At 69.7% G+C, this 13314-nt stretch carries 10 protein-coding genes; 5 read left to right on the top strand and 5 right to left on the bottom strand.

The annotated features are described in order from the left end of the window. Positions 1–290 precede the first annotated feature (290 nt). Together D452_RS0107895 and D452_RS0107890 are read left to right on the top strand one after the other, a co-directional pair. Positions 291–1796, top strand: coding sequence for an MFS transporter (locus D452_RS0107895; RefSeq protein ID WP_051061267.1), 1506 nt, complete (start codon positions 291–293; stop codon positions 1794–1796). A 121-nt stretch (positions 1797–1917) separates the two neighbouring features. Continuing rightward, positions 1918–2925, top strand: coding sequence for an SDR family NAD(P)-dependent oxidoreductase (locus D452_RS0107890; protein WP_017543613.1), 1008 nt, complete (start codon positions 1918–1920; stop codon positions 2923–2925). A 37-nt stretch (positions 2926–2962) separates the two neighbouring features. On the opposite strand, the gene D452_RS0107885 is transcribed toward D452_RS0107890, so the two are convergent. Further along, a complete protein-coding gene (locus D452_RS0107885; RefSeq protein WP_026129071.1) occupies positions 2963–4675 on the bottom strand; it encodes an SLC13 family permease in 1713 nt (570 codons plus the stop codon). A 273-nt stretch (positions 4676–4948) separates the two neighbouring features. After that, a complete protein-coding gene (locus tag D452_RS0107880) occupies positions 4949–6115 on the bottom strand; it encodes an enolase C-terminal domain-like protein (protein WP_017543611.1) in 1167 nt (388 codons plus the stop codon). 115 nt (positions 6116–6230) lie between these two features. Here D452_RS0107880 and D452_RS0107875 point away from each other — a divergent pair, with 115 nt between their 5' ends. Beyond that, positions 6231–6932, top strand: coding sequence for a GntR family transcriptional regulator (locus D452_RS0107875; RefSeq protein WP_017543610.1), 702 nt, complete (start codon positions 6231–6233; stop codon positions 6930–6932). 648 nt (positions 6933–7580) lie between these two features. Here D452_RS0107875 and D452_RS0107870 read toward each other — a convergent pair. Then, positions 7581–8555, bottom strand: coding sequence for a phosphatidylinositol-specific phospholipase C (locus D452_RS0107870; RefSeq protein ID WP_017543609.1), 975 nt, complete (start codon positions 8553–8555; stop codon positions 7581–7583). Positions 8556–8976: 421 nt separating this feature from the next. Further along, entirely contained in the window at positions 8977–9750 is a 774-nt protein-coding gene (locus tag D452_RS0107860) for a nucleotidyltransferase domain-containing protein (protein ID WP_017543607.1), read from the bottom strand. Positions 9751–10000: 250 nt separating this feature from the next. Here D452_RS0107860 and D452_RS0107855 point away from each other — a divergent pair, with 250 nt between their 5' ends. After that, positions 10001–10804 carry an SAM-dependent methyltransferase gene (locus D452_RS0107855; RefSeq protein ID WP_017543606.1) on the top strand — a complete coding sequence of 268 codons (804 nt, stop codon included), beginning with the start codon at positions 10001–10003 and terminating at the stop codon, positions 10802–10804. Between the two features lie 712 nt (positions 10805–11516). On the opposite strand, the gene D452_RS0107850 is transcribed toward D452_RS0107855, so the two are convergent. Then, on the bottom strand, positions 11517–12323 hold the full coding sequence (locus D452_RS0107850; protein WP_026129070.1) for a sulfite exporter TauE/SafE family protein: 807 nt from the start codon (positions 12321–12323) through the stop codon (positions 11517–11519). Between the two features lie 87 nt (positions 12324–12410). Between D452_RS0107850 and D452_RS0107845 the strand changes: the two genes are divergently transcribed. Next, entirely contained in the window at positions 12411–13184 is a 774-nt protein-coding gene (locus D452_RS0107845) for an AraC family transcriptional regulator (protein ID WP_017543604.1), read from the top strand. The last annotated feature ends 130 nt before the right edge of the window (positions 13185–13314 follow it).

The raw sequence follows: 13314 nt of genomic DNA, 5'->3' as shown, positions 1-13314 counted from the left end.
ACCACGGTACCGACATCCGCCCGTAGCGGCCCCTCAGCTTCAGCGGCCTCGTCGCTGCGTCCGCTGGCAGGCCCGGCTCGGGGGCATGATCCGCGGATGCTCCCTGGAGGGGTGCGGGTGGCCGTCGTGTGATCGGGCTGCCGCCGTATCGGTTCGCACTTCGCATGGTGGTGTGGGTCCTCACTTGGTCGTCCAGCGTGGAACCGCCGTGTACGTACTGTTATCGTAAGTCAAGCGCCTGACTTAAACGTGGGCGCTTTCGCGTGTCCGAATACGGGGGTTCCTGCTCGATGACTCATGTGCGTGCCAGCCCACCGGTCGAGCGCTCTCGTGCCCGGCCGAACGTGGTCGTCTGTGTCCTGGCCTTCTGCGGCATCGTCGTCTCACTCATGCAGACCCTGGTCATCCCGCTCGTGCCGGTCCTGCCCGGCCTGCTGGGAGCCACCCCCGGGGACACGGCGTGGGCGATCACCGCCACCCTGCTCGCCGCCGCGGTCGCCACCCCCACCGTGGGACGCCTGGGCGACATGTACGGCAAGCGCCGCATGCTGCTGATCAGCCTGGCGGTCCTCGTGGTCGGTTCGCTGGCCTGCGCCCTCGCCACCAGCCTGGTGCCGATGGTCGTGGGCCGCGCCCTCCAGGGACTGGCGGCCGGGGTCATCCCGCTGGGCATCAGCATCATGCGCGACGAGCTGCCGGCCGAGCGCCTCGGCGGGGCGACCGCCCTGATGAGCGCGTCCCTCGGCGTGGGCGGCGCACTCGGCCTTCCCGCCTCCGCGCTCGTGGCGCAGGTCGCCGACTGGCACGTCCTCTTCTGGGCGGCCGCCGTGCTGGCGACAGCGGGAGCCGTTCTGGTCCACACCCTGATTCCCGATTCCGGAGTTCGTAGCGGGGGCACGTTCGATCTGATCGGTTCGCTGGGCCTGTCCGTCGCGCTTCTCCTCCTGCTGCTGGCGATTTCCAAGGGCTCGGACTGGGGCTGGGGCAGCGGTGTTCCGGGGGCCATGCTCGCCGCCGCGGCGGTGGTGCTCCTGGTGTGGGGCTGGTGGGAGCTGCGCGTGCCGCACCCGCTGGTCGACCTGCGCACCAGCGTGCGCCGTCAGGTCCTGCTCACGAACATCGCCTCCCTGGTGTTCGGGTTCTCCATGTTCGCCATGTCCCTGGTGATTCCGCAGCTCCTCCAGCTACCGGAGGTCACCGGTTACGGGTTCGGGCAGACGATCCTGGTCGCGGGGCTGGTGATGGCCCCGCACGGTCTGGTCATGATGGCGATGTCCCCGGTCTCGGCACGCGTCTCGCGAACAAGAGGACCGAAGACGACGCTGATGTGCGGCGCCCTGCTGGTCGGTCTCGGCTACGGCCTGAGCTTGTTGCTCATGTCCGGCGTCTGGCAGCTCATGATCGCCTCCACCGTCATCGGTGCGGGTGTGGGTCTGGCCTACGGCGCCATGCCCGCACTGGTCATGGGAGCCGTGCCGCGGTCCGAGACGGCCTCGGCCAACAGCCTCAACACCCTCATGCGCTCCATCGGTACCTCCGTGGCCAGCGCCGTGGCCGGGCTCGTCATCGCCAACGTGACCATGACCGCGGGTGGTGAGTTGTTCCCCGCTCAGAACGCCTTCGTGTTGATCCTGGGCATGGGCGCTCTGGCGGCGCTCTCGGCCCTCGCCGTCGCGGCCTTCCTGCCCAAGCGTGTGGCGGCCTCCGACCCCGGTGAGCCCGTCCCCGTCCCCGTGCCCGAGGCCAAGCCCGGCCCCGAAGCGACCCCGCCCGCCCGCACCGCCAGCGGAACCTGAACACCGCGTACTGCGCGGACGTTCGACCGGGCCGCCGTTCCTTCGACCGTGCGCCGCCTCCAGAGCCCACGTCGCCACACGACGGCCCGGCCCCGGCAAGCCCCGAAACACAGGAGAAGACATGACCGCGAACGACAGACCCGTCACCGCCGCGAACACCGTGGAGGAGTGGCTCGCGCACCCCACCGGAGGACCGGTCCTGCGCGAACTGCTGGAAGGGTCGGGACAGGACGCGGACGCGCTGCGCCCCGTCGGTAAGCTCTCGCTGGCCAAACTCGTCGAGATCGCCGGGGAGCGCTTCCCGCAGGAGTTGGTCGACGAACTCGTGCTCCGCGCCAACGGCGGGGTCGCCCCCGCCCCGGAGGAGGAGCCCGAGGCGCCCACTGCGGGTGCGCGGTTCGCCGGGCGCACGGTCGTGGTCACCGGGGCGGCCTCGGGGATCGGCCGCGCCACCGCCGCGCGGATCGTGCGCGAGGGCGGGCGGGTCGTCGCCGTGGACATCGCGCAGGACCGCCTCCAGAGCCTGGTCGACGCCTCGCCCGACGGCACGGTCGTCCCGGTCGCGGCCGACATCACCGGCGACGAGGACGTGGCCAGGATCGTCGAGGCGGCGGGGGAGCGCGTCGACGGTCTGGCCAACGTCGCCGGGATCATGGACGACATGTCGCCCCTGCACGAGGTGAGCGACCAGACCTGGGAGCGGGTCTTCGCTGTCAACGTCGACGGCACCTTCAAACTCTCGCGCGCCGTGGTCCCGGCCATGCTCGCCGCCGGACGGGGCACGATCGTCAACGTCGCCTCCGAGGCCGCCCTGCGCGGCAACGCGGCCGGCGTCGCCTACACGGCCTCCAAGCACGCCGTCGTCGGCATCACGCGCAGCTCGGCGTTCATGTACGGACCGCACGGTGTCAGAGTCAACGCGGTGGCCCCGGGGCCGGTGGCGACGGGGATCGACGGCACTTTCGGCTCGGAGTTCGGCAAGGCCCGCATCGGCGAGTTCATGCGTCTCATCCCGCAGGTCGCCGACGCTGACAAGCTCGCCGCGTCGATCACGTGGCTGCTCAGCGACGACAGCGACAACGTCAACGGCGTCGTGCTCGCCTCCGACGGCGGCTGGTCGGTGCAGTAACCGCACCGGTGGTGAGCGGCCGAGAGCCGTGCCCCGGTCACTGGAACGCGGGGGGAGTGGACATCAGGTCGATTCCCCACATCCACGGCAGCATGTAGAGGACTCCCAGGACGATGAGGGCAAGGGCTACCCAGTTGAGCCAGAAGCCGACCTTGACCATCTCGATGATGGTCAGCTTCCCGGTGCCGAACATGATCGCGTTCGGCGGGGTGCCCACCGGGAGCATGAACGCGCAGTTCGCGGCCATCGCGCAGGGAACCATCAACGCGTACGGGTGAATGTTCAGCGAGATCGCGAAGGCGGCCATGACCGGGAGGATCATCGTCGCCGTCGCGGCGTTCGAGGTGATCTCCGTCAGGAGCAGCACGAGTGTGGTGGCGACGACGATGATCAGCACCACGCTGACCCCGTCGAGCATGCGCAGTTGCTCGCCGATCCACGAGGAGAGGCCGGTGTCGACGAACCCCGCCGCGATGGCCAGTCCGCCGCCGAACAGCAGGAGGATTCCCCAGGGGATCCTCTTCGAGTCCTCCCACTGGAGGATCCTTTTGTCCCTTCCGCCGCGAGTCGGCAGCATGAACAGGGTCACCGTCGCGACGATCGCGATCACTCCGTCGCTGATCCCCGGAAGAAGGCCCTCCCACAGGAAGGATCGGGACACCCACATGAACGCCGCCCCGAGGAAGACACCGAGCACGACCTTCTCCTCGGCGGACATTCTGCCGAGGGACCTCTTCTCCTCCCGGATGATCTCCTTGCCGCCGGGAAGGTGCTTGAACCGGACCCTGAACTTGATGCTCGTCAGGTAGAACCACGTGAAGGCCAGGAGGGCGACGACGATGGGAACGCCGAACACCATCCAACCGCCGAACGAGATGCTCTGGCCGAAGAGCTCCCCGGAGGTCGCGGCGAGGATGGCGAGGGGCGGTGTGCCGATCAGGGTTCCGAGGCCGCCGATGGTGGCCGCGTAGCCGATGCCGAAGACCATGGACTTCTCGAACTTCGACAGGTCGTCGGCGAATTCACCACCCCGGAGTGAACGGGCGGCCTGGTACGCGACGGCCAGGCCGACGGGGATCATCATCATCGTGGCGGCCGTGTTGGAGACCCACATCGAGAGGAATCCCGTCGCGACCATGAAGCCGAGAACGATGCGGCGGGGGCTCGTGCCGATCGCCGCGACGATCGTGAGGGCGATGCGCTGATGGAGGTTCCATTTCTCCATGGCGATCGCGATCGAGAACCCCCCGAGGAACAGGAAGATGATGTCGTTGCCGTAGGCCGAGACCACGACATCCCCGTCCAGCGCGCCGGACAGCGGCAGGAGCACGATGGGAAGCAGGGACGTGACCGGGATGGGGATCGCCTCAGTGATCCACCACGTCGCCACCCAGAGAGTGGTGGCCAGGACCGCCCTGCCCTCAGGGGACAGTCCCTCCGGGTGGAAGAACAGCAGCGTCAACACGAACAGGAGCGGACCGAGGACCAGGCCGATGATCCGGGCGGGCGTGTACCCGGGGTCGGAGCCATCGGGACCACCGGGCCCGTCGGGGCCGTCCGAGCCTTCGGCCGATGTGGAACTCGGGGGTTCGCCGCGGGCTTCGGTGTGGCCGCTGCTCTCGCCCGTGGCCGCTGCCACCCGCTCCGTCCGACGCGGCGTCCTGCGCGTCGAGAACGTCAGTAGCTCTTTGATCTGCCGGTGTGAGTCCCACAGGTTTCCCCACAGGGAATGCGCATAGGAGTGTGCCATTGCTGTACCTTCTCTGGTCTTCGGCTTGGTTCGACCTGCCGCAGATCGGTTCGGGTGGAGTTCGGCGAACATCGGTGATGAGGGAACTGGGAGCGCGGGTTCTCCGCGGGGGAGGCGCAGACCCCTCTTTCGGTCGTGGAACCGGCGCCTCTTGCGGCATGCGCCGTTCGCGTGGTGGCGAACGCGTCTCGCTCCTCGGAGTGGCCCCCTACGGTGGCGGGAGCGGGCACTCCCGTGTCCGCGGTCGGACCGGAAGGCCGGGGGGTCGGGCGGTCAGGCGTGCAGGTCGCGGAGGACCTCGTGGAACTTCGCCTTGCCCTCGAGCCCGATGCCCGGGAGGTCGCCCGGCGCCACACGACCGTGGTGGATCACCGCGTCGTCAGTGAAGCCGCCCGTGGGCTGGAACTCTCCGGGGTAGGACTCGTTGCCGCCGAGTTTGAGCGCCGCGGCGATGTGCAGCGAGAACTGGTGCCCGCCGTGCGGGACGCACCGGCGGGAGGACCAACCGTGCTGGGCGAGCATGTCCAGGACCCGGCGGTACTCGGTGAGTCCGTAGCTCAGCGCGGGGTCGACCTGGATGAAGTCGCGGTCCGGTCGCATCCCGCCGTAGCGGATCAGGTTCCGGGCGTCCTGCAACGAGAAGAGGTTCTCACCCGTCGCGATGGGATGGCGGTAGTCCTCCGACAGCGTCGCGTTCAGACCGTAGTCCAGGGGGTCGCCGACCTCCTCGTACCAGAAGAGGCCGTACTGGTCGATGGCCCGGCCGTAGTCCAGCGCCGTCCGTAGGTCGAACTTGCCGTTGACGTCCACCATCAGGCGGGACCCGTCACCGTCCAGGACGTCGATGACCGCCTCGATGCGCCTGAGGTCCTCGGTCAGGTCGGCGCCGCCGATCTTCATCTTGACGATGTCGTATCCGGCGTCGAGGAAGCCCCGCATCTCGTCCTGGAGGTCACGCAGGGTCTTGCCGGGGGCGTAGTAGCCGCCGGCGGCGTAGACGAAGACGTCCTGATCCGGGTCGCCGTCGCCGTAGTGGTCGGAAATCCACCGGTAGAGGGGCACGCCCGCGGCCTTGGCGGCGAGGTCGTACAGCGCCATGTCCGCCACACCGACGGCGACGGAGCGCTCTCCGTGACCACCGGGCTTCTCGTTGCGCATCATGACCTCCCACGCCCGGGCGGGTGAGAGTTCACCGTTCTCGTCCAGCAGTTCCTCAGGCGTGGCGTCGCGCAACCGCGGCAGCATCCGCTCGTTCAGGATGGCTGTGGCGTTGTACCGGCCGTTGGAGTTGAAGCCGTAGCCCACCAGGGGCTTTCCATCGACCACCACGTCACTGACCAGCGCCAGGATCGTGCAGTCCATCTTGCTGAAGTCGATGTAGGCGTTGCGCATCGACGAGCTGATCGGGATGGTGCCGACGTGGGCGGAAACGATTCTCATAGACTTCCTCCTGTCGAACGATGTCTTATAAGACCCTTATAAGTACGGCGGAGTCTATGCTGACTGAGACGGGGGTCACAAGCCCGTGGGTGAGGATTCTGTGAAAGAGGTCACGATGAGCAGCGCGAAGGCCTCCTCCAGCAAGGGCGGATTGGCCTACACCGAACTGCGCCGCCGCATCACCTCCGGCGAGCTCGCCCCGGGATCACGCCTCTCGCAGTACGAACTGGCCGAGGAGCTGGGGATGAGCATCACTCCTCTGCGCGAGGCGATCAGGCGACTGGTCAGCGAGGAGTGGGTCGTGATGGACGCCCACCGCGATGTGCGCGTGGCGCCTATGAGCGCCTCCGAGGCTCGCGAACTGCTGGAGGTCCGCTTCTCGCTGGAACCCTCGGCCACCGAGCTCGCCGCTCTACGCAGGACGGAGGAGGAGATCGCCGCGATGAGGGCGGCGGCCGACCGGCTGCTGCCGGTCACCCGCAGCTGGGGTGAGGAGGCCATCGCGGCGCATCGGGCCTTCCACCGGGCGATCTACGCCGCTTCCCACAACAACGTGATGATCAGGCTGCTGGACGACCTGTGGGACAAGGCCGACCGGTACCGGCGGATCGGCCTCGAACTGCCCGCGGGCGCCGAGCCGCGCACCATCGACCTGAACCAGCACCACAGGATCCTGGAGCTCGTGATCGTCGGCGACGGTGCGGCCGCGGCCGACCTGGTGCGCTCCCATATCCGCAACAGCCTCGGTGCCATGGTCACGGACGCCCTCGAGGGGCTGGAGCGTGCTTACCACCCCATCGCCGCGCGTTCGACCTGAGGCCACCCGAAGCCCAGGTTCGCAAGCCTCACAGCCACGCGCGGGGCGGGTGTCCGTGCGGAACCTGACGCCCCGCACCCCTGGGTGCGCCAGTTTGGCCCTGGTGCTCACGTGGCGGAACCGTTCGGCAGAGAAGGGTCCAAAGTGGAAATCTACGACATAAAGGTGGGTTCCGTTCCGCGTCACATCGTCGCGGAAAACTTGCCGGATTCACCCACCCGGGACAAGCCGGATTCCGTACTCTGGACCCGCGCGCAACGCGTGAGCGCCGGTGCGGAACGCGGTGGACGGGTGATCCGCACCGGCCGCCCCTTCGTACCCGAACCCTCCTGGGAGGGCACGCTGTCCCGGCCGCGCAGCTACCGGGACCACGGGGCAGCGCCCCATGGAGCTTGCGTCCGGTCCGTGCGACCGGTCGATGGACGGCGGACGCCCCCCTCTCCCTAGGGGAGCCGGGGGAGCGGAGCCGACCGGGGCGGTGGCGGGCCGGTCGCCGACACCCGGCAGGGACGGTTCCACCGCTGACGGCCTTCGAGCGCACCCCTGCTGCTCTGCTGACGCGCTGCGTGCTGTGAGCGCCGGGCCCTCGGACGTGGCCCCGGCCGGGGGCCGTGGGGTCGAGGACGCCCACCGCCCCCCGCGAACGACTCAGCCGGGGTTGTGCGCGATGACGAGATCGGTCAGTTCCTGGCTGGGGAAGTCCATGACCACCACACCCGTGCGAGGCGCCTCCACGGGGCGCAGGTGGTCGATCGCGCGGGGGTTCACACCCCGGATGCCCAAACCGCCCAGGGCGACCTCACGCGGGTTCGCGAAGGGGGCTCCGCTGCCGCTGAGGTGGTTGACGTACAGGACGTCGTCGGCGCCCGAGGCGGTGCGCTCGAAGTGGGCGCGGGCCTTCTCCCACTTGGTGGGAATGTCGAAGAGTGTGGGCACCCGGTAGTCGTCCTGGATGTCCAGGGAGGACCCGTTCCAGCGGACGCCGTAGTCGCGGGAGGCGGAGAAGTCCTGCACGATGACGATGCTGCCCCGGACCTCGCCGAGGTCGGGCACGCGGTCCACGCCCTGCTCGGGCACCCACAGGCGTTCGGTCAGGATGTCCCGGGTGTCCGGGTTCTCCTCGACGTAGTGGTCCAGGGTCTGCTCGTAGGACCGGGTGTTCTCCTCCTCGGTGTGCTCCTTCTTCATCCGCATGAGCACGGTCTCGGAGGGGTTCTCGTCGAGGAAGGCGCCGATGTCAGTGACCACGTCGGTGAAGTTCAGGTTCAGGTATTCGACACCGTGGTGGATGGGGAAGGCGTCCCGGTAGTGGCGGGTGCGCACGTCGAGGAAACGCACCCCGGAGTCGAGCTGTTCGGTGAGGGTGAGGTCCTGCGTGCGCGACCACACGGAGCCGGTCCAGGCGCCGGTGTCGTGGGTGCCGGGGACGGACAGCGCCGACAGGTTCGTGTCGTCGGGGATCTGCCCCATCCAGGCGGTGCGCGCGACCGACGGGCCCTGCTCGGCGGCGGCCGGAGCGGCGGAGGCGAGCACGGACAGGAGCGAACCGGTGAGGAGGAGGGCGGCCAGCACCGGTCCGGTGCGTCGGGGGACAGCCGTGGTGGCGGAGGGGAGGGTGAGCATGGGGGGTCCTTCGGGAGCGGGGGCGGCCCTGGGATCGGGCCGCTTTCACCCTGCCACGCGGCGGTCGCGTTGGCATCCCCCCTTCCTCACGCGCTGGGCGGAGGAGACGGGTGACGGGCGCACGTGTGCGCCCGTCGACCCGGTGCTGGGGCGTCCGCTCCTAGCGGGTCTTGACGACGGCCGCGATGAGACCGGAGATGATCATCATGGACAGGCTGACGATCATGAGCACGAACGCGACGGTTCCGACCATGGTGTTTCCTTCACTGTGTCGTCCCCCGGGCACCGTGGGCCGTTCCCCCGGCGCCCGGCACACCGGGACACCCGTGATTTCGGGCGCGGCATGTTACCTCTTCGGTCCACAACCCTATCTCGCCGTCGCGAGGTCGCCGCGTCGGGTGCCCGCTCTGACCAGCGTGGTTCAGCTCTCGTTCCAGAACCGCTGGTAGGTCCCGACCAGCCAGCGGTCGGCCCATTCGGAGTCAGGTCCTTCGGGCAGGTGGGAGGTCCGGCACAGCTCCTCCAGACGGCGCTCCAGTTCCCCCGCCCGCTCCAGGGCCTCGTCGCGGGAGCGCTCTCCCCGGCGTAGGGCCAGCAGCCAGCCCCGGTCGGGTTCGGGCATGGGCAGGGTGATGTCGCCGGTCTCCATCAACTCGACGCCCTGGAGGCCCAGCCGGACCATGTGGTAGGCGTACTTCGTGTCGAAACCGTGCCGTTCCACCAGCTCGGGGCGGTTGGTGTGCCTGCCGCCCCTGGTGCCCGCCATACGGTCCCGCTGGGCACGCAGGTAGCCGAGGAAACGCTCTCCCGCACGGCGGGACAGGAAACGGTGGGCGTTGACCCGTAGGTCGACGCCGACGGGCGTGAGGGTGGTGATCTCGTCCTCGGGGACGAAGAGCGGCAGCAGGACGGTGGGGTTGCCCTCCAGGGCCAGGCGGGTCCACTTGCGCAGTGAGTAGACGGTCAGGTCGAGGTCGCCGGGGCCGGACCGGACGTGTTCGCCCTGGTCGCGGAGGATGTACTGCTCGAAGGCGCGCAGGCCGATCACGTACTCGGGCGGCTCGACGCAGATGCCCATCTCGTCGCGGTCGTTCTGGCCGTCGAGGTTGAGTCCGTGGACGACGGAGCCGACCTGACAGCGCAGGACGGTGCCCTGCGCGGCGATACGGGCGAACTCCTCACTGGAGTGCTTCACCTGAGCCTCCCGGTTCGGTGGATCGTGGTCGCAACCTATCGGGGCCGCGGCGGGCACCACGAACGGATTTCGGGGGCCGTCACTCGTACGAGACCGCCTCAGAGGGCGCGTGAGGCGACCGGTGACAACAAAACTCTTATTTCCTTACAAACCAGGGCCTATGGTTCTTGCCGGGCATGCCCCGCGTCCGTTTAGCTGGTCCCGTACCCCGCCCGGCAACCGCCGGGCCCGGCAGTGGAGAGCAGGACCCGTGCCCCCCGAGAACACCGAATCCAGGATCGACACCACCGTCCCGCACAACGCCAGGATCTGGAACTACTGGCTGGGCGGCAAGGACAACTACCCCGTCGACCGGGAGATGGGCGAACAGATCCGTTCCTTCTTTCCGGAGATCGTCGACAACGCGATCGCCGACCGCGCCTTCCTCGTCCGCACCGTCACCTACCTGGCGCAGGAGGAAGGAATCCGGCAGTTCCTGGACGTCGGCACCGGACTGCCCACCCACAACAACACCCACGAGGTCGCGCAGTCGATCGCGCCCGACGCCCGTGTGGTCTACGTGGACAACGACCCGCTGGTGCTCACCCACGCCCGTGCGTTGCTCACCGGCACCGACCAGGGTGTGACCGACTACGTTGACGCCGACCTGCGCGACCCGGACGCCATCCTGGCCACGGCCGCCAAGACCCTGGACCTCGACCAGCCGGTGGCCCTGATGCTGCTGGGCGTCGTGAACTTCGTGGCCGACGACGCCGAGGTGCGCTCGATCATGGACCGGCTGCTGGACGCGCTCGCCCCGGGCAGCTACCTGGTGGTCTCCCATCCCACCGACGACATCGACCACGAGCGCGCCCACCAGGTGGCCGCCGCGTGGAACGAGAAGGGCACCCCCAAGATCACCATCCGTACGGCGGCGGAGATCACGGGGCTCTTCGACGGCCTGGAGCTGCTGGAGCCGGGCGTGGTGTCCTGCTCGCTGTGGCGGCCGGGGCCGACCGAGGTGGGCACGCTGCGCCCGGTGGCCGAGTACGGCGGCGTGGCCCGCAAGGCCTGACCGCCCCGGCCGCCCCGTCATCCGACCCAGCCTCACCCCCGAGGGGCCCGTGGCCAGTCAGCCGCGCGCACCGATCGATACCGACCACTGGCGCGTGCGGCTGGCCGCCCTCTGTGAACGCCACGCGGTCGGGGGCCCAGCTCGACCCCTGCGGGTCGGCCCCGGCGCGGAGGGCGGCACCCTTCGCCCCCTTGGGATGACCCGTGCCTGCACCCTGCCGGAGGAGGCCATGGCTGCACGGTGCGGCGGTCGGCCACGTGCGGGGACTACCCGACCCGGAGATCGCTCTTGTGTGGGGGATACCCCGATCCATGGGCCCGGCCGGCACCGTCCTGGCCAGCGCCGGGGACGTGCCGCGCTTCGCCGCCGCCCACCTGCGCGGCGGTCTCGGCGCGGCCGCGCGCCACGCCCCGGGAGCGCCTTCATGTACTCGGGCGGGGGAGCGCCCCCGCTTTCCAGGGGTGGCGCACGTATGTACTCGCGACCCCGTTGCATGGGGCGCCGTCGTAGCAAGTGCGGGTGGGGCCTTCCCGCTCTTGAGCGGGAGAGCGCTCCCCGAATCCCCGCAGAGCCGACGCTCCCGCCCCAGCGGGCAGCGTCCACGCGGTGCGGGGCCAGCCAGTCCGCGACGGGCATGGTGTTCGGGGGTGAACCTGTCGCACCTGCCCACGGCGCTGACTCCTGCCACAGGTATCGCGAACGCGGTGCTCCTCTACAGCACCAGGAACACGACCAGCACCACGGCGAGCAGGATCACGTAGGACACCGCGTGTGCGCGGTCGGGGATCCGGCCGACGAGGCGGCGGACCAGCGCGATGGTGGGCAGCGACCCGGCCAGCAACAGGGCCCCGGCCACCAGGTCCACCGAACCCAGGTGCCCCTGGTCGGCTCCGGCGCCGCCGGTTCCCCACAGCGCGTAGACCAGCGTCCCGGCGAGCGCGACCGGCACCGTGAGCGGGTTGGCCATCGCGGTGGCCTCACCCATGGGCAGCCCGCGTCGGCGCAGCAGGGGAACGGTCATGACGCTGCCGCCCACCCCCAGGAAGCCGGTGACGGCGCCGATACCCAGCCCCACCGACCGGGTGACTCCCGGGCGTGGGACCCGTGGCGTGGTGCCCGGTGACGGTGAGAGAAACCCCCTGCGCAGCACGCTGTCGGCGATGGTCACGGCCAGGTAGACCACGAACAGGGCGTGTTGGACCGCGCCGCCCGCCATCGTGGCGGCCAGCGCCCCGATGGCCGAGCCGATTCCGATGGGGACGGCCAGGGGCCACAGGTGTTCGCGGCGCAGGCGTCCGGCACGGTACTGGGCCCAGGTGGCGCTCAGGGAGTTGACCACCATGACCGCCGTGGAGGTGGCCACGGCGACCGCCATGGCGTCGACGCCCGGTTCGGCGCGGGCCAGGGTGACGGCGTACACGACCGGAACGGTCACGAAGCCGCCGCCGAAGCCGAACACGACCGTGGTGACGCCGGTCAGACAGCCCAGGGCCAGGAGAACGAGGATCGAGGAGAGCACCCGCACCACGGTAGGGAGATGTGGGGCTGGCGTGCATTCGATGAAAGGACATGAATGATCGTGTAACAGACACGGTAGCGTCGGTCCGTGCGCAACGTCCCCGTGTCCGAAGTCGACCACATCGACCGGCCGGTGCTGGCCATCGGTACCGACTACCCGCCCGGATTCCTGCTGGCCCGGCACCGGCACCGGCGTGCCCAGTTCCTGTACGGCGCCACCGGGGTGATGCGGGTGGTGACCGACGACGGCGCGTGGACCGTGCCGCCGCAGCGGGCGGTGCTCGTGCCCGCCGGAACCGACCACGAAGTGACGATGGAAGGGGTCAGCACCCGCAGCCTGTACGTGGAACCGTCGGCGGTGCCGTGGTTCCCCGCCCGGTGTCAGGTGGTGGAGGTGTCCGCGCTGCTGCGCGAGCTGTTGTTGGCGGCGGTGGACATCGAGCCCCGCCACGAACGCCATGGCCGGGACGCCGCCCTGGTCGAACTCCTCCTCCACGAGCTCCGGGGGCTGGCGCCGCTGCCGTTGGACCTGCCCCTGCCGCGCCACGAGGGACTGCGCGCCCTGTGCGAGGAGTTCCTGGAGGCTCCCCGCGTCCACGATCCGCTGGCCCGGTGGGCGGGACGACTGCACGTGAGTGAGCGCACGGTGAACCGGCTGTTCCGGGCGGAGACCGGGATGGGGTTCGCGCGATGGCGGCAGCGGGCCTGTGTGCTGCGTTCCCTGCCCGAGCTGGCTCGGGGAGAGGCGGTCGCGCGGGTCGCCTCGGACCTCGGATACGACAGCCCGGCGGCGTTCTCTGCGGTGTTCGCGCGTCTGCTGGGGACCAGTCCCCGGGACTACCGCTCCGCCGCCACCCTGTAAGTCGCCGGGCACGGGACCTCATCGAGCGGCGCGGCATCAGCTGGGGGTGCTGGGGGTGCTGGGGGTGCTGGGGGCGCCCGCAGCACTGCTGCTCCGGGTGCCCGACGGAGCTTCCCGGCCGGTGTCCTGT

Origin of the sequence: Nocardiopsis prasina DSM 43845, assembly GCF_000341265.1 — a bacterium.
Taxonomy (GTDB): domain Bacteria; phylum Actinomycetota; class Actinomycetes; order Streptosporangiales; family Streptosporangiaceae; genus Nocardiopsis; species Nocardiopsis prasina.
This window is presented reverse-complemented; position numbering and strand designations above follow the sequence as displayed.